The organism is uncultured Piscinibacter sp. (assembly GCF_937952055.1).
Lineage (GTDB): Bacteria > Pseudomonadota > Gammaproteobacteria > Burkholderiales > Burkholderiaceae_C > Piscinibacter.
The window spans coordinates 643758-664264 of record NZ_CALFYO010000019.1 but is presented as its reverse complement, the minus strand read 5'-3'; the positions used below and the strand labels follow the sequence as shown (position 1 = coordinate 664264).

Annotated in this window: 23 protein-coding genes; 10 read left to right on the top strand and 13 right to left on the bottom strand. The window is 70.1% G+C overall.

Going from position 1 to position 20507, the window contains the following annotated elements; translation table 11 throughout:
* Window positions 1-7 precede the first annotated feature (7 nt).
* Window positions 8-697, bottom strand: a complete 690-nt coding sequence (locus Q0599_RS10685; protein WP_298829273.1) for a hypothetical protein — start codon at window positions 695-697, stop codon at window positions 8-10.
* 159 nt (window positions 698-856) lie between these two features.
* Entirely contained in the window at window positions 857-2596 is a 1740-nt protein-coding gene (locus Q0599_RS10680; RefSeq protein ID WP_298829271.1) for a PQQ-dependent methanol/ethanol family dehydrogenase, read from the bottom strand.
* Window positions 2597-2871: 275 nt separating this feature from the next.
* On the opposite strand from Q0599_RS10680, the gene Q0599_RS10675 reads away from it, so the two are divergent.
* Together Q0599_RS10675 and Q0599_RS10670 are read left to right on the top strand one after the other, a co-directional pair.
* Window positions 2872-3324: a phage tail protein gene (locus tag Q0599_RS10675; RefSeq protein WP_298829269.1), complete on the top strand. Its 453-nt coding sequence runs from the start codon at window positions 2872-2874 to the stop codon at window positions 3322-3324.
* Window positions 3321-3731: a phage tail protein gene (locus Q0599_RS10670; protein ID WP_298829268.1), complete on the top strand. Its 411-nt coding sequence runs from the start codon at window positions 3321-3323 to the stop codon at window positions 3729-3731. Before Q0599_RS10675 ends, Q0599_RS10670 begins: the two co-directional genes overlap by 4 nt.
* Here the strand turns inward: Q0599_RS10670 and Q0599_RS10665 are convergent.
* Window positions 3728-4693: a quinoprotein relay system zinc metallohydrolase 1 gene (locus Q0599_RS10665; protein ID WP_298829267.1), complete on the bottom strand. Its 966-nt coding sequence runs from the start codon at window positions 4691-4693 to the stop codon at window positions 3728-3730. The two genes, Q0599_RS10670 and Q0599_RS10665, sit on opposite strands and share 4 nt — an antisense overlap.
* Window positions 4690-5472, bottom strand: coding sequence for a quinoprotein dehydrogenase-associated SoxYZ-like carrier (locus tag Q0599_RS10660; protein ID WP_298829266.1), 783 nt, complete (start codon window positions 5470-5472; stop codon window positions 4690-4692). The genes Q0599_RS10665 and Q0599_RS10660 overlap by 4 nt, the downstream gene beginning before the upstream one ends.
* Window positions 5473-5678: 206 nt before the next feature.
* Between Q0599_RS10660 and Q0599_RS10655 the strand changes: the two genes are divergently transcribed.
* From Q0599_RS10655 to Q0599_RS10625, 7 genes are all read left to right on the top strand, one after another.
* Window positions 5679-6566, top strand: coding sequence for a VCBS repeat-containing protein (locus tag Q0599_RS10655; protein ID WP_298829264.1), 888 nt, complete (start codon window positions 5679-5681; stop codon window positions 6564-6566).
* A gap of 414 nt (window positions 6567-6980) precedes the next feature.
* A complete protein-coding gene (locus Q0599_RS10650) occupies window positions 6981-7583 on the top strand; it encodes a nickel-binding protein (RefSeq protein WP_298829262.1) in 603 nt (200 codons plus the stop codon).
* A gap of 31 nt (window positions 7584-7614) precedes the next feature.
* Window positions 7615-8166, top strand: coding sequence for a hypothetical protein (locus tag Q0599_RS10645; RefSeq protein WP_298829260.1), 552 nt, complete (start codon window positions 7615-7617; stop codon window positions 8164-8166).
* Entirely contained in the window at window positions 8066-8413 is a 348-nt protein-coding gene (locus tag Q0599_RS10640; protein WP_367180926.1) for a DUF1127 domain-containing protein, read from the top strand. The genes Q0599_RS10645 and Q0599_RS10640 overlap by 101 nt, the downstream gene beginning before the upstream one ends.
* A 94-nt stretch (window positions 8414-8507) precedes the next feature.
* Window positions 8508-8780, top strand: coding sequence for a DUF4242 domain-containing protein (locus tag Q0599_RS10635; protein ID WP_298829256.1), 273 nt, complete (start codon window positions 8508-8510; stop codon window positions 8778-8780).
* Window positions 8781-8834: 54 nt separating this feature from the next.
* Window positions 8835-9254, top strand: coding sequence for a VOC family protein (locus Q0599_RS10630; RefSeq protein ID WP_298829254.1), 420 nt, complete (start codon window positions 8835-8837; stop codon window positions 9252-9254).
* 80 nt (window positions 9255-9334) lie between these two features.
* Entirely contained in the window at window positions 9335-11026 is a 1692-nt protein-coding gene (locus tag Q0599_RS10625) for a winged helix-turn-helix domain-containing protein (RefSeq protein WP_298829252.1), read from the top strand.
* Window positions 11027-11049: 23 nt separating this feature from the next.
* Here Q0599_RS10625 and Q0599_RS10620 read toward each other — a convergent pair whose 3' ends face one another.
* The 8 genes from Q0599_RS10620 to Q0599_RS10585 all read right to left on the bottom strand — a co-directional run bounded on the left by Q0599_RS10620 (window position 11050) and on the right by Q0599_RS10585 (window position 18157).
* Window positions 11050-12051: an XdhC family protein gene (locus tag Q0599_RS10620; RefSeq protein WP_298829250.1), complete on the bottom strand. Its 1002-nt coding sequence runs from the start codon at window positions 12049-12051 to the stop codon at window positions 11050-11052.
* A 10-nt stretch (window positions 12052-12061) separates the two neighbouring features.
* A complete protein-coding gene (locus Q0599_RS10615; RefSeq protein ID WP_298829247.1) occupies window positions 12062-12610 on the bottom strand; it encodes a CoxG family protein in 549 nt (182 codons plus the stop codon).
* A gap of 3 nt (window positions 12611-12613) precedes the next feature.
* Entirely contained in the window at window positions 12614-13792 is a 1179-nt protein-coding gene (locus Q0599_RS10610) for a VWA domain-containing protein (protein ID WP_298829245.1), read from the bottom strand.
* A gap of 263 nt (window positions 13793-14055) precedes the next feature.
* Window positions 14056-14985: a MoxR family ATPase gene (locus Q0599_RS10605; RefSeq protein WP_298829243.1), complete on the bottom strand. Its 930-nt coding sequence runs from the start codon at window positions 14983-14985 to the stop codon at window positions 14056-14058.
* Window positions 14986-15040: 55 nt separating this feature from the next.
* Window positions 15041-15835, bottom strand: a complete 795-nt coding sequence (locus Q0599_RS10600) for a xanthine dehydrogenase family protein subunit M (RefSeq protein ID WP_298829241.1) — start codon at window positions 15833-15835, stop codon at window positions 15041-15043.
* A gap of 83 nt (window positions 15836-15918) precedes the next feature.
* Window positions 15919-16764 (bottom strand): substrate-binding domain-containing protein, encoded by an 846-nt coding sequence (locus tag Q0599_RS10595; RefSeq protein ID WP_298829240.1) that lies wholly within the window; start codon window positions 16762-16764, stop codon window positions 15919-15921.
* The gene (locus tag Q0599_RS10590) at window positions 16761-17441 is read right to left on the bottom strand and encodes a phosphate ABC transporter ATP-binding protein (RefSeq protein ID WP_298829239.1); all 681 of its coding nucleotides are present in this window, start codon (window positions 17439-17441) and stop codon (window positions 16761-16763) included. Before Q0599_RS10590 ends, Q0599_RS10595 begins: the two co-directional genes overlap by 4 nt.
* 2 nt (window positions 17442-17443) lie before the next feature.
* The gene (locus Q0599_RS10585) at window positions 17444-18157 is read right to left on the bottom strand and encodes an ABC transporter permease (RefSeq protein WP_298829238.1); all 714 of its coding nucleotides are present in this window, start codon (window positions 18155-18157) and stop codon (window positions 17444-17446) included.
* Between the two features lie 64 nt (window positions 18158-18221).
* On the opposite strand from Q0599_RS10585, the gene Q0599_RS10580 reads away from it, so the two are divergent.
* Entirely contained in the window at window positions 18222-19322 is a 1101-nt protein-coding gene (locus tag Q0599_RS10580; protein ID WP_298829237.1) for a substrate-binding domain-containing protein, read from the top strand.
* Here Q0599_RS10580 and Q0599_RS10575 read toward each other — a convergent pair.
* Window positions 19301-20506, bottom strand: a complete 1206-nt coding sequence (locus Q0599_RS10575; protein WP_298829236.1) for an alkane 1-monooxygenase — start codon at window positions 20504-20506, stop codon at window positions 19301-19303. The two genes, Q0599_RS10580 and Q0599_RS10575, sit on opposite strands and share 22 nt — an antisense overlap.
* Window position 20507 lies beyond the last annotated feature (1 nt).

The following is a 20507-nucleotide window of genomic DNA, read 5'->3' as shown; positions in this document are numbered from 1 at the left end:
TGCGGCGTCAGAGGTCGTACCAGGCCAGGCCCAGCACCACGCCGCTGCCGCGCACGTCGTCGCTGCGCACGCGCTGCCAGGCCAGGTCCAGCGCGAGCCGCTCGCGTTTGATCCAGTGGCGCACGCCGCCGTGCAGCAGCCGGCCCTCGCGATCGCGGGCCATCTCGACGAACAGCGAGGTGCGGCGCCACACCTCGCGCTCGGCCGCGATCACGCCGGTGAAGACGCGCCGCGCCTCGTGCGGCTTGGCCACGCCGACGTTGAGATGCAGCAGACCCTCGTCCTCGCCGAACTGCACGCTCAGCGGCAGGCTGAGCGAGACCGCGGCACGCTCCCACGGCCCGCCCCGGGGCCGCTCCATGTCGAGCGCGGCCACCGTGCCCCAGCCCCAGCCGTCGCGCGCGATGCGGTTGAACAGGTGCTTGAACTCGATCTCCAGCTCGTGACCGTTGCCGTGATCGCGGTCGGTCACCCGGCGGAACTCGGCCTGCAGGGATTTGTCGGGGTCGAAGGCGTATTCGGGCGCGACGGTCAGGCTCTTCTGCCGCCCCGCCTGCCGGTACCAGTTCTCCACCGACCAGACCTGTTCCTCGTCTTCCTCGGCAGCACCGCTGTTGGCAAAGACATAGGGCCTGTCCGCGGCATGGGCGGAGATGGCGGCCAGGACCAGGCCGAGCGCGAGCAGGAGACGGGTCATGTCTTCATCGTGCCATGAAAGAGAAACGCCACGCCCGCGGTTCGCGGTGCGTGGCGAAAGGGTCGACGGATGCGAATCGTGGACGGCGTCAGTGTGGCGCCGTCCGCGCCGCCTGTCTCGGGAACCGTTCCCGATCGGCGGCGCGCTCCGTTCAGGGCTTCACTTCATCAGCTTGAACACCCACACCGAGCCCCCCTGCTCGAGGTAGTTGACCTTCTTGGCGACATCGCCACCCCACAGCGGCACGGCGCCGCCCCAGCCGGAGACCACGGCGACGTACTGTTCGCCCTTGTCCTCCCAGGTGATCGGAGGCGCCACGACACCGGAGCCGGTCTGGAACTTCCAGACGATCTTGCCGGTCTTGGCGTCGGCGGCCTGCAGGTAGCCCTCGGGCGTGCCCCACCATACCAGGTTGCCGCCGGTGGTCAGCACGCCGCCCCACAGCGGCGCGTTGTTCGGAGCTTCCCAGACGATCTTGCCGCTCTTCGGGTCGATCGCACGCAGCGCACCAATCGGGCCGTCGCTGTGGGTCTTGATCGTGAAGCCGGCACCCAGGTAGGCCGCGCCCTTCTTGTAGGTGATGGGCTCGTTCCAGATCTCCATGCCCCACTCGTTGGCCGGCACGTAGAACAGCTTGGTGTCGGGCGAGTAGGCCATCGGCATCTGGTTCTTGCCGCCGAGGAACGAGGGCGCCGAGTAGACGACGTTGCCCTTCTTGCCATCGGCGCCCGCGGTCGGGTCGCCCGGGCGGTTCTCCGGCACGTAGTTCGGCCGGCCGGTCTTCAGGTCGATGCCGGTGGCCCAGGTCACCTTCTTGACGAACGGGAAGGCATTGACCAGCTTGCCGGTCTTGGCGTCGTTGACGTAGAAGAAGCCGTTGCGGTCGGCCTTGCCGCCGAGCACCTGCGCGCCGTCGTCGTAGGTGACGAACTCGTTGACGCCGTCGAAGTCCCAGCCGTCGTTGGGCGTGTTCTGGTAGTGCCAGACGATCTGACCGGTCTTCACGTCGATGGCGACGGTGGAGCAGCTGTAGAGGTTGTCGCCCTTGCGCAGGTGGCTGTTCCACGGCGCCGGGTTGCCGGTGCCGAAATAGGCCAGCCCCGTCTTCGCGTTGTAGGTGCCGCCCAGCCAGGTGGCGGCGCCACCGGTCTTCCACAGGTCGCCCGGCCAGCTCTTGCCGGTCGTGCCGGAGATCCCGTTCTCCTTCTTGTTGCCGTCCTTGTCGTAGGTGTAGCCCATGTGGCCTTCGACCACCGGGCGCACCCAGACCAGCGCGCCGGTCTTCGGGTTGCGCGCCTCGACGCGGCCGACCACGCCGAATTCGCCGCCGGACACGCCGGTCAGCAACAGGCCACCGGCGATCAGCGGTGCGGCCGAGGCCGAGTAACCGGCGGCGTAGTCGTCGATCTTCTCCTTCCACACCACGTCGCCGGTCTTCTGGTCGAGCGCGACGAGCTGCGCGTCGAGCGTGGCGAAGATGACCAGGTTGTCGTACAGCGCCGCGCCACGGTTGATCACGTCGCAGCAGGGCATGATGCCCTCGGGCAGACGGTGCTCGTACTTCCACAGCTTGGCGCCGGTCTTCGCGTCGAGCGCGAAGATGCGCGAGTACGACGCGGTGACGAACATCACGCCGTTGTGGATCAGCGGCTGCGACTCCTGGCCGCGCTGCTTCTCGCCGCCGAACGAGAACGACCACGCCGGCACCAGCTTGCCGATCGTCTGCGGGTTGATCTGCTTGAGCGGCGAATAGCGCTGGCCCTGCTGGCCAATGCCCCAGGAGACGATGTCGCCCGGCGTCTTCGCATCGTCTTCGATCATCTTGTCGGTCACCGCCGACTGGGCACTCATCGTGCCCAGCGCCAGCGCGACCCAGGTGGTGAGCTGCTTGATTCGCATCGTGTCTCCTCGAGGGTTTGAGAGGGTTGGGGACAGCCTCGCCGGCTGCTTCTCCAAACCCCGAAGGGCAACAAGCGTGCCAAACGTCAAGCGGCGGAGCAGACCCCGAAACCCCCCGTGCCGGAGGCCGCTTTCCGCCGGTTTCGTCAGGGTTTCCCCGCGCGCTGTCACAGCAAGGAGCAACCCCCGCGTCGCGTTGTGACAGGCTAGGGAGCGCCGCAGCCGCGGCCACGGTGTCACACTCGCCGCGTTCCGACCCACCCGCGAGGAGTCCCATGGCCACGCTGCGCGACCGTCCCTACCACGGCTTCAACTTCCTCGTCGACCTCGGCGACGGCAACACCGAAGGGCCGCTGGCCGGCTTCGCCGAGGTCAGCGGCCTGGGACTGGAGGTCGAGGTGATCGAGTACCGCAACGGCAACTCGAAGGAGAACCAGACGATGAAGATCACCGGCCTGGCGAAGTGCGGCGACGTCACGCTCAGGCGCGGCCTGATCGGCTCCTTGAACCTCTATCAGTGGCTGGACCAGATCCGCAACGGCGATGCGAACGCGATGCGCACGGTGACGATCCAGCTGCGCAGCGAGGATCACAGCGCCGTCGTGCAGACCTGGAAGCTGCTGCGCGCGCGCATCGTCAAGTACGTCTGCGGCCCGCTGAACGCAAAGGGCAAGGACGTGGCCATCGAGGAGATGGTGCTCGCCTGCGAGCGGCTGGAGGTCGAGTGAACGGGCACGACCTGCCGCCCGTGCCGGGCTGCCGCTTCCGCGTCGAGCTGGCCGACGCCAACGGCCGCACGGTCGAGTTCGGCTGTTCGGAGGTGGTGTTCCCGCCGCTGTCTGCGCACGCCGAGGCGCAGGCCTCGGTCACCGAGGAGCAGTTGCTGATCCGCCGCGCCGCCGGTGGTGACCGCCTGCTGCACGACTGGTGGCAGAAGGCCTGCCGCGGCCGCGCGCCGCAACGTCGCAGCGTGCGCGTGACGCTGCTGTCGGCCGACCAGGAACGTGCCGTGATGCAGTGGCGGTTCCGCAACGCGCGGCCGGTGACGCTGCACTACTCGCCGCTGAACGCCATGGACAGCGCGCTGGTGATCGAATCGCTGGCCATCGCCTTCGACAGCGTGGACATCGGCTAAGGCTTGCTGCCACGCCCACCGAGGTTCAGCACCGCCTGCTCGTAGCGCGGGTAGAGGTGCGCCACGTTGCGCGTGTACTCGGTGCCGAAGGCTGCCCAGCCGCGGAACTCCGCCGGCACCTCGGCGCGCAGCACGTCGTTCATCTCCGCGCCCTGCTCCGCCATCGCCCGGAAGCTGCGGTCCAGCCACTGCAGGTAGCGCTGCGTCTGGTCGACCGCGCTCGTGTCGGCGCGCACCGGACCATGGCTGGGCACCAGCGTCTTCACCGGCACGGTGGCGAAGGCCTGCAGGCTCTGCAGCCAGGGGCCGAGCCGGGCATGCGGCGTGGTCGGGATGCGCTGCGCGAACACCAGCCCTCCGGCGAAGACCACGCCCGAGCCCTTGTCGATCAGCACCAGGTCGCTGTCGGTGTGGCCGCGGTACTCGCGCAGTTCCATCTCTCGGCCGCCGATGCGCAGCGGCCCCAGCGCGACCGTGCCGCTGGGCAACACGGCTTCGGTGCCCTTCATCCAGTCGCCGCACAGCCGGTAGAGGTTGTCCTCGTAGGCCTTCGCCTCGCGCGACATGCCGGCGCGGGTGGCGTCGGTGGCCAGCCGCGGCACGTCCACGAAGGCCTGGTTGCCGAGGAAGTAATCGGGGTGCAGGTTGAGGTGGATGACCTGCACGATCGGCTCGTGCGTCGTCTTCGCGATCAGCGCGCGCAACTGCTCGCCGTAGCGCCTTGACGGCCCGGTGTTGATCACCACCACGCCCGCGCCGGTGGCGATGAAGCCGGTGTTGATGATGTTGCAGCCATTGGCGGGCGAGAAGTCGGCGTTCGCGCCTTCGACGACGAACACGCCCGGCGCCAGCGCACGCGCGCTCAGGCCGTAGTCGAGCCCTGCCACGTCGACCTTCGGCGCGAGCTGCGCGAACGCGGCCGGCAGGACGACCATCAGCCAAAGGGGCAGCAGCCGCTTCATTCGATGCGGCTGTCGATGCGGTTGCCGTTGTTGTCGCTGCCGACCAGGCGCAGGCCGCCGGCCACGAGGCCGGGGAAGTCGAAGCTGAACACCGGGTTCTCGCTGACCGGCTCGAAGGTGGCCAGGCGCAGCAGCTCGCGGCCCTGCGCGTCGCGCACGCTGAGCCGGTTGACGTAGAAGGCCGGGATGCCGCCGACCAGGCCGGTGTCCATCGGGTGCATCACCATCACGCGCAGCCGCGAGGCGGCGCCACCGCCGGCGGCCGGGCTGCTCGCGAACACCTTGCCGCGGGCCTGGCCGAGCGTCTGCGCCCAGCTGCCGTCCTTGCGCGTCGCGCCGGCGACGGTGCAGCCGCCGCCGGCCGAATCGACGCGCGTGCCGCCGACATGCCAGATGCCGTCCTTCGTCTTCGCCGCCGCGCGCACCGGGCTGGCCTGCTCCAGCTTGAAGCGGAAGCCCAGGCTCGCCAGCGCGGCCAGCGGCTGGTACTCCAGCACCTTGCGGATCGGATTGCGGTCGACGAAGACGACCAGCGTCTCCACCTCGGGCAGGCCGGTGGCCGAGACGCTGATCGGCACGTTCATCGGGTCCTCGGCGAAGGACGGGCCGCGCACCACCACACGCTCGTCGAACACCACGGGCGCGCTGCCGAAGAACTCGCGCTGCAGGTCGGGCCACTGCAGCGAGCCGAAGGGGTCGCCACCGGTCGGGTCGGCGTGGGCGGCGCGGCCCACGGCACTCGCGGCGAGCAGGGTCAAGGCGGCACGGCGATGGAGCATGGCCGGCATCGTGGCGGCACGACGGCGGCACTTCCAGTCAGGGCGAACCCGCGGCCGGTGCGCCAGGAGGGGCCAGCAGGGAGCAAGCGCGGGCCTGCCGCGGCGAATGTCGAGCGTCGCAGTGCCATGCCCGCGAAGCGGCCCTGGGGTCGGCATTGACCCGACGCAACGCCCCGTTCCAGCGCCCAAGCAGCATTGAATGGCTCATGTTCCGCAAGGAGGATTGCGTGCGCCCCAGTGAACGACGCCTCGCCAGGCGCTGCACCGGCTTCGCGGGCCTGCTGTTGGCCGTGGCGACCACCGCCGGCTGTGGCGGATCCCCCGAGGACTACACGGTGGGACGCGCCTACTGGTCCGTGACCGCGGCCGACTTCGACGGTGACGGACGAATCGACATCGCTGGCACCTTTGCCGGTGACGGCGCACCACCCCACCCCGGTCATGTGGCCGTCTTCCTGCAGAGCGTGACATCGCCGGGTCATTTCCTGCCGGCCCAGGTCTACAGCGTCGGCAATGATCCGTTCGCGCTGACGGCGGGGGATTTCAATGGCGACGGCCGCGTCGATCTGGCCACCGACAACGAGATCCTGGCGACAAGCGGCGCGGGCATCGACGACGTGTCGGTCCTGCTGCAAAGCTCCACGGCGCCCGGTGAGTTCCTGCCGGCGATCAGTTGCTTCGGCGTCTACGGCGACGGCACGGCCGCGCCCGTGGATCCGATGTGCGACACGCTGAACCTGCCGGGTGACTTCAGCGTGAACTCGGTCCGAACGGACCTGAACGGGGACAGCCTCGTCGATCAGGCCATCGCGTACTCAGGCACCGTCAATCCAGGCTGCACGGCATTCGACTGCCACTACATCGACACCTACGTGGCGGTGGTCCTGCAGAATCCCGCGGCTCCGGGCACCTACCTGCCACCGGTGCACTACCTGCCGCTGGACGGCGGCTTCATCACCTGGGTGGAGGCCGCCGACGTCGACGGCGATGACCGGCCGGACCTCGTCATCGGCCAGAGCAATGGGCTGTACATCCGCCTGCAGGATGCGTCGTTTCCGGGCCAGTTCCTTGCTGCCGTGCTGGTCGCCCGCTGAACGCAGCGCAGCCGACAGGTAGCGATCGCAGCCGCCCTTGGCGCCGCGGGGCGCGCGATTCTGACGCGGGCCACCAGGCCACGCCGTGGCTGCGCACGCATCGAGGCGTGCGCGAGGCGCTTCTCGAAGACAGGCCGCCCACCTCGTCGCGGCGATGACGTTCGGTTCGCGGCCGCAGTTCGGGCAGCGCTGCGGCCGACGTCGAGGCGTCGCCGCTCGGTGATGGGACCCGGCACATGGTCACGACCGCGCCGGCGGTACCCCCCTTGCGGTCCGCTCCCCTGCCGGCGCCGTGGAGCGCTTCGAAGCGCGTCGGAGCAAAGCATCAGTGATTGATCAGGTCCGCGCAAGGACGCCGCTGCCCGCGCTGCCTACGCTTGCTCCACTGGTTCGACGCATCCCAAGGCTTCTTCGATGACTCAGATCTACTTCGTTCGCCGTGGCACCGTGGCTGCCAGCGCCAGCGAGCTCGACGCCGCGCTGAGGCGGATGCGCTCGCTCGAGGAGCAGCCATCCGCCGCGCTCGACGCGCGCTGGCTGCACTCCTACGCGCTGCGCGAGGCCGATGGCCGATTCGGCCTGGCGTGCGTCTTTCGCGCCGATGCCGCCGACACGCTGCGCCGCCACGCCATGCTGGCCGCACTGCCGGTTCGGGACATCGTGGCGGTGCAGGCGACGCGGATGCTGCGCCCCTTCGCGCCGACCAAGGTGTACCTGGTGCGGCGGCAGGGTGTCGGCCGCGATGCGGCGCAATTCGAGCAGCGCCTTGGCACGGCGCGCCGCATCGCCGACGAGGACATGCCTCGGCAGGTGAGCTGGCTGCACAGCTACGCGCTGCAGGAAGACGGTGGTGTACTCGGCACCGTCTGCCTCTACCAGGCCGTGGACCCCGGCGCGCTGCGCGAGCACGCGTCGCGCGCCGGGCTGCCCGTCGACGAGATCACCCCGGTGTTCGGCCGTCTCGTCTTTCGTGATGACCCCGCCCCTTCCCGCCCCGACCAGGCCATGTCGGCCTGACCTTCACTGCCACCTCCTCGAGGACCTGCCCATGAAACGCTTCCTTCGCTCCACCCTGCCGCTGGCCGTCGCCCTGGCCGCCTGCGCGGCGGTCACGCCGCTGCGCGCGCACGTCGACACGCCGGCCCCCGGCTTCACCCTTCAGAAGGCGCTGGCCGACGCGCGCAAGGCCACCGCGCCCTTCACCGACGTCAACGCCGCGGTCGCGGCGAACTACGTCAAGTTTCCCGACCTCGCCGGCGACTGCGTGGCGCAGCCCGGCCAGGGCGGCATGGGCATCCACTATCTCAACGGCGCGCTGGTCGACGGCGAGCTCGATCCGCTGCGCCCCGAGCTGCTGGTCTATCGCCAGGCCGCCGACGGCAAGCTGGAACTCGCCGCCCTCGAGTACGTGGTGCCTGCCCCGGTGTGGGATGCGGCGCACCCGCAGCCGCCATCGCTGTTCGGCCACTCCTTCCACCTGCTGCGTGTGCCCAACCGCTATGGGCTCACCACGCCGCTCTACACGCTGCATGTCTGGCTGTGGGAGCACAACCCCGATGGACTGTTCAACGACTGGAATGCCCGTGTCCGCTGCCAATGACCCTCGCCTCGCGCACCGGCCCCGAAGGCCGGCCGCACTGCTCGACGTACTGCGACAGCTCGCCGGCCGTGTCGCCCAGGAGCGCCTCGTGCGCCGCACGCTGCGCTCGCTGAACGGCCTGGACGCGCGCGCGCTGCGCGACATCGGGCTGGACGCCAGCGAGCTCGCGTCGGTTGCACATGAAGCTGCCGGCCTCCTCGAGCGCACGCGCTGGTGCGTCCGGAGCCGGCTCGACATTCGCGGCTGAACTCTGCTTCTCCCGTCGCGCGGTCGCATTCCCGCAGCACGACCGCGAGACCTTCCTTTGCCGCTGCGGTTCCTCTGTCTCGAAAGCAATCACCATGAAACGCTATGTGATCGAACGCAACATTCCCGGCGTCGGCGGCCTCAACGGCGCGCAACTCAAGGACGCCTCGGCCACCTCCAATGCCGCGCTGGCCAAGCTGGACGGCAAGGTGCAGTGGGTGCAGTCGTACGTCGTCGACGACAAGACCTTCTGCATCTACCTGGCCGACGACGAGTCGCAGGTGCAGGAGCACGCCCGGCTGAGCGGGTTCCCTGCCAGCAAGGTGAGCGAAGTGCGCAGCATCATCGAGCCGATGACCGCTGCGTGACGACCCACGGGCCGCCCCGGGCTCCGTCGGGGCGGCCGACCCGGATCCTCCAACATGTCCTTGCTCGACACCATGCCGCCCAACAGCTTCTGCTGGCTCGACCTGGCGGCCAGCGACATCGCCGTGGCGATGGACTTCTACGCGCAGGCCTTCGGATGGAGCTTCGCGACCCAGCATGCCAATGGCGGGCGATTCGTGCGCTGCCGCATCGGCACGCGCGACGTGGGCTCGCTCTATCCGATCAAGCAGGCGCAGCGCGAACGCGGTGTGCCCTCGCACTGGACGCCGTACATCCGCGTCGATGATGCCGACTCGCTCGCACAGCGCGTGGCGCGACTGGGAGGACGTGTGCTGGTGGCGCCGTTCGATGTGGAGCGCATCGCACGCATCGCCCTGATCGAAGACGCGGTCGGCGCCGTGCTCGGCCTCTGGCAGCCGCTGGCGCCAAGCCAAATTGGCACAATTCGCCCGTGACGGTTGCTGCCACAACGTACAGATTCGGTCCTTGCGAGCTCGACGCGTCGTGTCGCTCGCTGACCGCGCACGGCCGCGAGTTGAAGCTGCAACCGCTGGTGTTCGACCTGCTGTGCTACCTGGTGCGACATCGCGAGCGGGTGGTGACCAAGGACGAACTCCTCGAAGCGCTGTGGCCGCGCACGATCGTGGTCGACAACGCGCTGCAACGCGTGGTGAGCCTGGCGCGCAACGCGCTGGCCGAGGCGGGACTCGCAGACGCCATCCGCACCTACCCGCGACACGGCTATCGGTTCTGCATCGACGATGGCCAACGGGCAGCCGAGCCGTTGCCTGCAGACGATCGACTGGCTGCCGCGCACGCCGCCTGCGAACGCAGCGACTGGGCCGCCGCATGCGAGGCCTTCGCCGCCGCCGATGCGCATGCCCCGTTGGCGGCCGAGGACATCGAGATCTGGGGCCGCGCCGCCATTTGCGGCGGCCAGGGGCCGGGCGCCGTGGGCGCGCTCGAGCGCCTGGTGGCCGAGCGCAGCACGGCCGGTGACGCGCTCACCGCCGCGCGCGCCATGCTGCTGCTGGCACAGATCCGCATCGATCAGCGCCAGAGCGCGATCGCTCGCGGCCTGCTGCAGCGCGCATCGCGCTTCCTCGACGGGCAGGCCGACACCATCGAGCTCGGCCACTGCGCATGGATGTCGGCGCGCATGGCGCTGGCCGGCGGCGATGCCGAGGGTGCGCTCGCCCAGGCCAGAGAGGCCTGCCGCATCGGCCGCGCGCTGCACGACGCCGACGTCGAGTGCCTTGGTCTCACCTATCTCGGGCACGGCCTCATGTCACGCGGCGACGTGGCCGAAGGCCTGGCGCAACACGACGAAGCTGCCGCGATGATCCGTCTGGGCGGCGTGTGCCCGTGGGCAGCGGGCTGGTCGCTGTGCTCGATCCTCTATGCCGCGCGCTACCGCAATGACTGGCTGCGCGCCGCGCAGTTCGCGCAGGCCTTCGAGGAGTGGAGCCGGGCAAGCCGCATGCCTGCGTTTCCAGGCACCTGCCAGCTGCATCGCGCTGCGGTCCTGAACGTGCAGGGCGAACTCGAACAGGCCGCGGCCGAAGTGCGCTCCGCGGCTGCAATGCTCGCCCAGGCCGCCCCCTGGGCCGAGGGCGACGCCTACTGCGTGCTGGGCGACATCCAGCTGAGCGTGGGCGACCTCGAAGACGCCGAGGCCTCGTACCGTCAGGCACACGCGTTGGGCTGGAACCCGCAGCCCGGCCTGGCGCGGCTGCACCTGCTGGCCGGCCGCGCCGCCGAGGCGCAGCGCGGGCTCGAACAGGCGCTCGACGCGCCCGACTTCACGCTGCGAGAGCGACGTGCGCAGCTGCTGTGCCTGCTGGTGCACGCCGCGGTGGCTGCGGGCGACACGACGCGCGCACGCGAGGCGATGGCGAGCCTCGATGGTGAGGCGCATCGCCTGGACAACGAGTCGCTCACCGCGATGCGCAACGCCGCCCAGGCCGAGCTGGCGCTGGCCGAGGGCAACCTGAGGCTGGCCACGTCGAGTCTGCGCCGCGCGATCCGTGATTGGCACGAGGTGGGCTCACCCGTGGGCGAGGTGGAAGCGCGACTGCGTCTGGCCGAATGCCTGCTCGCGGACGGCGATCCACGGGGCGCCGAGCTGGAACTGCATGCGCTGCAGACCACGCTGGCACCGGCTGCGCGTGCGCACCGCGGGCGGGTCGATGCGCTGCGCGCCCGGCTGCTGAACCGCGCTGGCTGACTTGATCGGCTGGCGGCCGGGAGTCAGGAGCGCGCGCACACGCCGGACGATTCCGGCAGCGCCGAACCCTCCTTCTTCTGCACCAGGGCCACGCCGTTCTTCACCGCGACGATCTCGGCGACGATGGACACGGCGATCTCGGCCGGCGTCTTGCTGCCCAGGTCCAGTCCGATCGGGCCATGCAGCCGGTCGATCTCGGCCGGGCTCAGGTCGAACAAGGCCAGACGCTGCTTGCGCGCCGCGGTGTTGCTGCGCGAGCCGAGCGCGCCCACGTAGAAGGCCGGTGACTTCAGCGCCTCGAGCAGCACCATGTCGTCGAGCTTGGGGTCGTGGGTGACGGCGATCACCGCGCTGTGCGGGTCGAGCTGCAGCTCGGTGACCAGGTCGTCGGGCATGGACTTGCTGAAGCTGGTGTTCGGGACGTCCCAGGTGAGGTGGTACTCCTCGCGCGGGTCGCAGCAGATCACCTCGAAGTCCAGCGCCAGCGCCATCTGTGCCACGGCGCGCGCCAGCTGCCCCGCGCCGATGATGAGCATCCGCCAGCGCGGGCCGAACAGGGCACGCAGCGCCTTGCCGTCGAACTGGAAGACCTCGCCGCGCGCGGCCGGCTCGACGCTGACGGCGCCGCTGGCGAGGTCGAGCCGGCGTGCCACCAGTTCGTGGCGCGCGGTGCGCGCGAGCACCTCGTCGACCCAGGCGGTGTCCAGCAGCGGCTCCTGCACCAGACGCAGGTTGCCGCCGCAGGGCAGGCCGAACCGTGCTGCCTCTTCCTTGGTGACGCCGTAGGTGACCAGTGAGGGCTTGTCGACACGTTCGCCATGGCGCACGCGGTCGATCAGGTCGTCTTCCACGCAGCCGCCGGAGACCGAGCCGACCACCAGGCCGTCGCCGCGCATCGCCAGCAGGGCGCCGGGGGGGCGCGGCGCCGAGCCCCAGGTCTCGATGACGGTGACCAGCCACACCGCTTCGCCGGCGGCGCGCCAATCGCGAGCCTGTTGCAGCACCTGCAGATCGAGACTGTCCATGCCGTACCTCCTAACGCGTGAAGTACCAGAGGGCCGCCAGCGTCAGCACGGCGCCGACGATCCACCAGACCAGCCTGCCGCCCCCCGCGGCCGGTGCCGGCACAGCCTCGGCCGCCGCGGCCGGCGCCAGCTTCGCCTCGAAAGCGGCGAAGAAGTCCTCCGCGATCTTGCCTGCGGCGGCGTCGATCAGCCGCGAGCCCACCTGGGCCATCTTGCCGCCGACCTGGGCCCGCGCACTGTAGCTGAGCCGGGTTCCCCCTGCTTGCGGCACGAGTTGCACGTCGGCCGAACCCTTGCCGAAGCCGGCCGCGCCGCCCTGGCCGTCGAAGTGGATGGTGTAGCTCGACGGCGGCTTGACGTCGGTGAGCTTGAGATTGCCCTTGAACTTCGCCGCCACCGGGCCGACGCGCACCGCCACCAGCGCCTGGAAGGCATCGTCCGCCGTGCGTTCGAGCGACTCGCAGCCGGCGATGCAGGCCTTGAGGATCTCCGGGTCGTTGAGGCCGGCCCAGGTGGTGTCGATGGGAGCCGGAATGAGTCGTTCGCCTTTGAGTTCCATGGTTCAGTGGAGCAATGTGGAGGGATTCAGCGCCGGCTTCTGCAGAGCGCGGGCCAGGTCGGCCAGGCTCGCCAGGTTGTGTACTGGCAGGAAGCGGTCGACATGGGCGAGCAGCGTGCGGATGCCGGCCGCACGCGGCTCGAAGCCGTCGAAGCGCAGCAGCGGGTTGAGCCAGACGATCTGGGGGGCCATGCGCTGGAGCTGGGCCGCGGCGCGTTCGAGTGCTCCCCCGTCGTCGCGCTCCAGTCCGTCGCTGACGAGCAGCACCGCCGCATTCGCGCCGAGCACGCGGCGTGCCCAGCGGCGGTTGAACTCGTCGAGGCTGGACGCGATGCGCGTGCCGCCCTTCCAGTCGTGCACCTGCTCGTCGGCCAGCTTCAGCGCCACGTCGGGGTCGCGGTGGCGCAGGCAGCGGGTGATGTTCGTCAGCCGTGTGCCGAACACGAAGGTGTGGACCTTGAGGTGGCGCCGCGTCAGGCCGTGCACGTAGTGCAGGAACAGGCGCGAGTAGCGCTCCATCGAACCGGAGATGTCGAGCAGCACGACCACCGGCGGCAGCTCGGTGCGCGCATGGGTGAAGGCCGGCGTCAGCGTGTGCGGCTGGCGCGCCATGCCCTGCAGCGTGCGGCGCAGGTCCAGCGCGCCGCGCGGCCCGGCCTCGTGACGGCGCCGCCGCACCGGCTGCAGCGGCAGCGGCGCGCGTTCGGCCAGCTTCTTCGCCAGCTCGTACTCGGCGCTGGTCATGCTCTCGAAGTCCGCCTGCGCCAGGCGCTCGCGTTCGGAGAAGCTGAACTCGGTCTCGAACTGGATCTCTTCCTTCGCCGTCTCATCCGCCGGCTTGGGCTGGCGCGCCAACGCGGGTGGCGCGAATGCTTCGGCCAGGCGGTTGGCGCGCGGCGCCGGCGGCTTGTCGCCGCGGTCCTGGATCTTCGGCAGCAGCCCATACATCATCTGCTCGAGCAGCTTGGGATCGCGGAAGAAGGCGTCGAAGGCGGCGTCGAAGATGGTCTGCTGCTCGTGGCGTTCGAGCATCACCGCAGCGAGCGCTGCGCGAACGTCCTCGCTTCGCTCGATGCCCACCGCTTCCACGGCGGCGATGGCGGCAAGCACGCGGTCGGGGCCGACGGCCATGCCGGCGTCGCGCAGGATGCGCGAGAAGTGGACGATGTTGTCGGCGAGCATGGCCGCTTCTTCGCTATCGGAAGTCTGCCTGCTGCGAGTGGTTCACCAGGGCGGTGTGTTTGGGCAGGTGCTCGGGGTATGTCTGCGCAGGCCTCCTTCGCGGTCGCCCTGACGTCGGCATGGCAGGCGCGGCGTCGCCGCCACGGCGTGTACGTACCCGGCTGGTCGCCCGCGAGCGTGGGCCGGAGCAGGCATACCCCGGCGGGCCGCCACGCTCGGCGGTCGCGCGACGGGCGAGCGACACGAAACGATCCAGCCGCATGTCAGTCGAGCACGGCGCGAGCCTTCAACTCATCAAGGATCTTCGCCGTGTCGCCATCGCCCATGCGCGCGATGTCGTCCTGATACTTGAGCAGCACGCCCAGCGTGTCGTGCACCGTCGCCGGGTCGAGCCGCAACGCGTTGAGCGCGACGAGCGCATGGACCCAGTCGATCGTCTCGGCCACGCCGGGCGCCTTGAACAGGTCCAGCGTGCGCATGCGCTGCACGAACTCGACCACCTGCCGATTCAGCCGCTCCGACGCACCCGGCGCCTTGCGCCGCACGATCTCGAGTTCGCGCTCGACGTCGGGAAACTCGACCCAGTGGTACAGGCAGCGGCGTTTCAGCGCATCGTGGATCTCGCGCGTGCGGTTGCTGGTGATGATGGTGATCGGCGGAGCGCTCGCCTTGATCGCGCCGATCTCCGGGATGGTGATCTGGTTCTCGGCCAGCACCTCGAGCAGGAAGGCATCGAAGGGCTCGTCGGCGCGGTCCAGTTCGTCGATCAGCAGCACCGGCGAGCGTGGCTGAGTCAGCGCCTGCAGCAGCGGCCGCTCGATGAGCATGGCGCGTGAGTAGAGGCTGTGCGCCAGGCGGTCGCGATCGGACGAGTCGGTGATCGCGTGCGACGCCTCGGCCAGGCGGATCTCCACCATCTGCCGCGCCACGTTCCATTCGTAGGCGGTCTGCGCCACGTCCAGGCCTTCGTAGCACTGCACGCGCAGCAAGACCGTGCCCAGCGCGCTTGCCAGCGTCTTCGCCAGTTCGGTCTTGCCCACGCCCGGCTCGCCTTCGAGGAACAACGGCCGGCGCAGCCTCAGCGCGAGGAACAGCGCGGTGGCCAGACGGCGGTCGCAGACGTAGTTCCCGGTGGCGAGCAGTTCGACGACGGCATCGACCGATTCAGGCAGGCGCAGCGCCGGGGCGGTCATCGGCGGAACTCCAAGGCTCGCGTCATGGGCCGGTCACCGGACGCGGGCGCCGGCCTCAGCGGGCGAGCACGGCGGCAACCGCGCGCGAGGCCATCACGCTGATCATCGCGGCGCGGTAGGCGGCCGAGCCGTGCAGGTCGCTGTTCAGGCCGTCGGCGCCGACCTTCACCGCCTTGGCGGATGCAGGCGTGAAGCTCTTGCCCAGCGCATCCTCCAGCGGCTTGCAGCGGAACACGCTGCCGGCCGCGCCGGTGACCGCGACGCGCACGCCGCCGGCGGTCTGCGCGACGAACACACCGACCAGCGCGAAGCGCGACGCCGGCTGCTTGTACCTGACGTAGGCAGCGCGGGTCAGGGCCGGGAAGCTGACCGAGACGATCAGCTCGTTCGGCTTCAGCGCCGTCTCGTACAGGCCGGTGAAGAAGTGATCGCCGGCGATCGTGCGCTGGTTGGTCCTGACCGTCGCACCGAGGCCCAGCACGGCCGCCGGGTAGCAGGCCGCCGGGTCGGCATTGGCGATCGAGCCGCCGAGGGTGCCCATGTGGCGCACCATCGGGTCGCCGATGCCCCCGGCCAGTTCGGCCAGGGCCGGCACGGCCTTCTTCACCTCGTCCGACGCCGCGACGGTGGCGTGCGTGGTCATCGCGCCGATGATCACGTGGCCGCCGTCCAGCGAGATGCCCTTGAGTTCGGCGATGCCGCCGAGGTCGACGAGGCGCTCGCTGGACGACAGGCGCAGCTTCATCGCCTGCACCAGGCTCTGGCCGCCGGCGAGATAGCGCGCGTCGCCCTGCATGGCTGCCGCGGCATCGGCCGCACTGAGGGGACGCTGGTAGTCGAAGGTGTACATGTCCACTCCGGAATCGTTCGGTCCGCCGGCCTCATCGTACACATCGCCGCGTCCGGCTGCCGGCGATCTGTCCGCCCCGACGTTCAGTGCGACCGGGCGTTGGGGAAGAACAGCTGCTCGCCGCCGATCTTGTAGTCGGCGATCGCCGCCTGGCCGGCCGGCGACACCACCCAGTCGGCGAAGGCCTGCGCCATGTCCTTCTTCACGTGCGGGTGCTTGGCCGGGTTCACCACGATCACGCCGTACTGGTTGAACAGGCGTTTGTCGCCCTCGACAAGGACGACGAGGTCGCCGCGGTTCTTGAACGACAGCCAGGTGCCGCGGTCCGTCAGCACGTAGGCGTTGGTCGAGGACGCGATGTTCAGCGCCGGGCCCATGCCGCAGCCGCATTCCTTGTAGCCGGCCACCGCACCGGCCGGCTTGTCGATGCCGGCGGCCTTCCAGTAGCGCAGTTCGGCCGCATGCGTGCCACTCTTGTCGCCGCGCGAAACGAACTCGGCCTTGGAGGCGCCGAGCTGCTTCAGGGCTTCGACCACGTCATTGCCCTTCACCCCGGCAGGGTCGCCCTTCGGGCCGACGACGACGAAGTCGTTGTACATGACCGCTCGGCGCTCGAGGCCGAAGCCCTCGGCGACGAACTTCTCCTCGGCCACCTGGTCGTGCACGAACAGCACGTCGGCGTCACCACGGCGGCCCAAGTCCAGCGCCTGGCCGGTGCCCTGCGCGACGACGCGGATGTGGATGCCGCTGGTCTTCTTGAAGACCGGCAGCAGGTGGCCGAACAGGCCCGACTGCTCGGTGCTGGTGGTCGAGGACATCACGATGAACTTGTCCTGCGCGGGCGCGGACAACGGCAGCAGCGAGGCGGCCAGGCCGAGTGCGAGAGCGCCGCGGCGGGTGAGACGAGCCAGGTGGGTACGAAGGGTCATGCCAGTTCTCCTTTCAGGAACTGTTGCGCGCGGCCTTGCAGCCGCCCGTCGAAGAAGGCCGCGGTGGGCAGGTCGGCGTGGATCTCGCCGTCCTCCAGGTAGACCACGCGGCTGGCCAGGCGCTTGGCCTGGCCGAGGTTGTGGGTGCTCATCACCAGCGTCATGCCGTCGGCGGCGAAGCCGGCGAGCAGCGCCTCGACCTCGCGCTTGGCCGTCGGGTCGAGGCTGGCAGTGGGCTCGTCGAGGAACAGCAGCGCCGGCTGGATGGCCCAGGCGCGCGCCAGCGCCAGGCGCTGCTGCTGGCCGCCGGAGAGCGCGCGCGCTGGGCGCTCCTCCAGCCCCTGCAGGGCGACGCGCTGCAGCGCCGCCGCGATGCGCCCGTGCCATTGCGCGCGCGGCACGCCGCCCAGCCACAGCGCCAGGCGCAGGTTGTTGCGCACCGACAGCCGCATCACGAAGGGACGCTGGAACACCATCGCCTGGCGGCCGGCCTCGGCAGCGACGTCGCGGCCGCCACGATGGCGCAGCATGCCGTGCATGGCGCGCAGCAGCGTGGTCTTGCCCGAGCCGTTGGGGCCGACCAGGGCGACGAACTCGCCGCGCGAAACGCTGATCGACACCCCCTTGAGTGCGTGCACGTTGCCGAAGCGCACCGACACGTCCTGCATCGTGATCATGGTCAGCGCACTCCCGCCAGGGCCGAGCCGTGGCCGCGCTGCGCGAAGCCGATCAGCAGGTTGACGAGGCCGACCACGCCGAGCAGCACGATGCCCAGCGCCATCGCCAGCGGCAGGTCGCCCTTGCTCGTCTCCAGGGCGATGGTGGTCGTCATCACGCGGGTGACGCCGTCGATGTTGCCGCCCACCACCATCACCGCGCCGACCTCGGCAATGGCGCGGCCGAAGGCGGCGATCAGGATGGTCAGCACCGCCCAGCGGTCGTGCACCAGCATCAGCAGCGCGCAGGCGATCGGGCGGGCGCCCATCGAGCGCAGCTGGTCGCCGCCGTCGCGCAGCGAGTCGCCGACGAGCTGGCGCGTCAGCGCGGCGATCACCGGCAGCACGAGCATGGTCTGCGCGATCACCATCGCCGTCGGCGTGAACAGGATGCCCCAGGCACCGAGCGGTCCGCTGCGCGACAGCAGCAGGTAGACGACCAGTCCCACCACCACCGAGGGCAGCGCGAGCAGCGTGTTCAGCAGCCAGACCAGCAGCCGGTGCCCCGGGAAGTGCGCGATGGCCAGCCAGGCGCCGAACGCAAGGCCGAAGCCCGCCGCGACCAGGCAGGCCATGCCGCTGACCTGCAGCGACAGCCACACGGTGTGGAGCAGGACGACATCGGCATGGACGATCAGGTCGACGGCGGTACGGGCACTCTCGGCAAAGGCACTCATCCAACTTCTCTCATACTCGCGCGGATTGTCGATGCGCCGATGAACCCAGACGATATGAACAGACATGCATAGGGTGCAGCTCACCTATACGCTCGCCGGCCGCGACACGGCGCAGCAGCGCGACCTGCACCACCCGCTGATGGCGCTGCTCGCCGCGGTGCACGACACCGGCTCGATCAGCGGCGCGGCGCGTCAGCTCGGTCTGTCCTACCGCCACGTGTGGGGCGAGCTCAAGCGCTGGGAAGGCGAGCTCGGCCAGACGCTGGTGCAGTGGGTCAAGGGTCAGCCGGCGCTGCTCTCACCCTTCGGCGAGAAGCTGCTGTGGGCCGAGCGGCGCGCGCAGGCGCGCCTCGCGCCGCAGATCGAGGCCTTGCGCAGCGAACTGGAGCAGGCCTTCGCGATCGCCTTCGACGACAGCGCCGGCGTGATAGCCATGACCGCCAGCCACGACGACGCGCTGCCCTTGCTGCGCGCGCTCGCGCAGTCTCGGCACCAGCTGCACCTGGACATCCAGTTCACCGGCAGTGTCGACGCGCTGGCGGCGCTCAACGACGGCCGCTGCCTGATGGCCGGCTTTCACGCGCTGACCGACTCGCCGCCGCGCTCGCCCACCGCCGGGGTGTACCGGCCGATGCTCAGGCCGGGCCACCACAAGCTGGTGAGCTTCGCGCGGCGCACGCAGGGCCTGATGGTCGCACCGGGCAATCCGCTGGGCATCGCCACGCTGGCCGACCTGTGCCGCAGCGGCCTGCGCTTCGCCAACCGCGCGCGCGGCAGCGGCACGCGCGTGGTGCTCGAGGAACTGCTTGCGGCGCAGAAGATCGCGGCCGCTGCGATTGCCGAGCTGGACCGCACCGAACCCTCGCACCGCGCGGCCGCCGAGGCGGTGGCCAGCGGCAGCGCCGACGCCGCCTTCGGCATCGAGGCCGCGGCGCGCGCGCGCGGTCTCGGCTTCGTGCCGATCGCCCAGGAGCTCTACTTCCTCGTCACGCTGCAGCACGCGCTGGACCAGCCGCAGGTGCAGACGCTGCTCACGCTGCTGCGCAGCGAGGCCTGGCGTGCGCAGCTCAATGCGATCCCTGGTTATGCCGCCGAGGGCAGCGGCGAGGTGCTGTCGCTGCGCCGCGTGCTGCCGTGGTGGAGCTACCGCAAGCCCAAGCGCTGATCGCCGTACCGAGCCTCGAGGCGCGCGCGCGAGGCCGGGTCGATGTTCACCTTGCCGAGGTCTCCCTGCACATGCGGCAGGGCGAGCAGCCGCGGGTCCATCACGCGGAACCACCAGCGCGGGAAGTAGGCCATCGTGAACATGCCGAAGTAGCCGCTGGGCAGCTGCGGCAGGTCGGGGAAGTGGCGCAGGCTCTGGTAGCGCCGCGAGGGGTTCGCGTGGTGGTCCGAATGGCGCTGCAGGTGGAACAGCGCCAGGTTGGTGACTAGGTGGTTGGTGTTCCAGGAATGGTGCGGCTGCGGCGCCTCGTACTGGCCGTCCGGCAGCTTGTCGCGCAGCAGTCCGTAGTGCTCGACGTAGTTGGCCGAGGTGAGCTGCCACCAGGCCACGACGTTGTGAATGGCGAGAAAGACCAGCATCACCGGCCCGAACGCGGCGAGCAGGCCGAGTTGCAGCACGGCGGTGATCGCATACGACTGCAGCATGCCGTTGCGCCAGCTCCACGGCGAGAAGCCCAGCGCGGTCAGGCGCCGCGACTCGAGCTGCCAGGCGCGGCGGATGCCGCCGGGCAGCTCGCGCAGCGCGAAGCGGTAGATGCTCTCGCCCATGCGCGCGCTCGCATAGTCTTCCGGCGTCGACACCCAGCGGTGGTGGCCGCGGCCGTGCTCGACCGTGAAGTGGCCGTAGGCCGGCACGGCGAGGATCAGCTTCGCCAGCCACTGCTCGACGGCGTTGTGCTTGTGGCCGAGCTCGTGGCCGGTGGTCAGGCCCATGCCGGAGTTGGTGCCGGCGACGTAGGCGAGCACGAGCAATGCCCATCCCGGCAGGTGCTGCGTGCCGGCCCACCAGGCACAGACGATCAGCGTGACGAAGTACAGCGGCACCGTGGCCCAGGTCAGCCAGCGGTAGTAGCGGTCGGCCTCGAGTTGCGGCACCACCGCCTCGGGCGGGTTGTTCAGGTCCTCGCCGATCAGCGCGTCGAGCAGCGGCATGAGGCCGTAGCCGATGAGCAGCGGCAGTGCCAGCGCGATCGGCGCTCCGGTGTAGGCATGAAGCGCCACACCGATCAGCGGCACCAGCGGATAGACCACCGACAGCAGCCAGGCGAGGCGCTTGCCGTCGCGCCAGACGACGGTACGGCCGTCGGACCCCGTGGCGGCGTAGCTTGCGGACAGCAGGCCCATC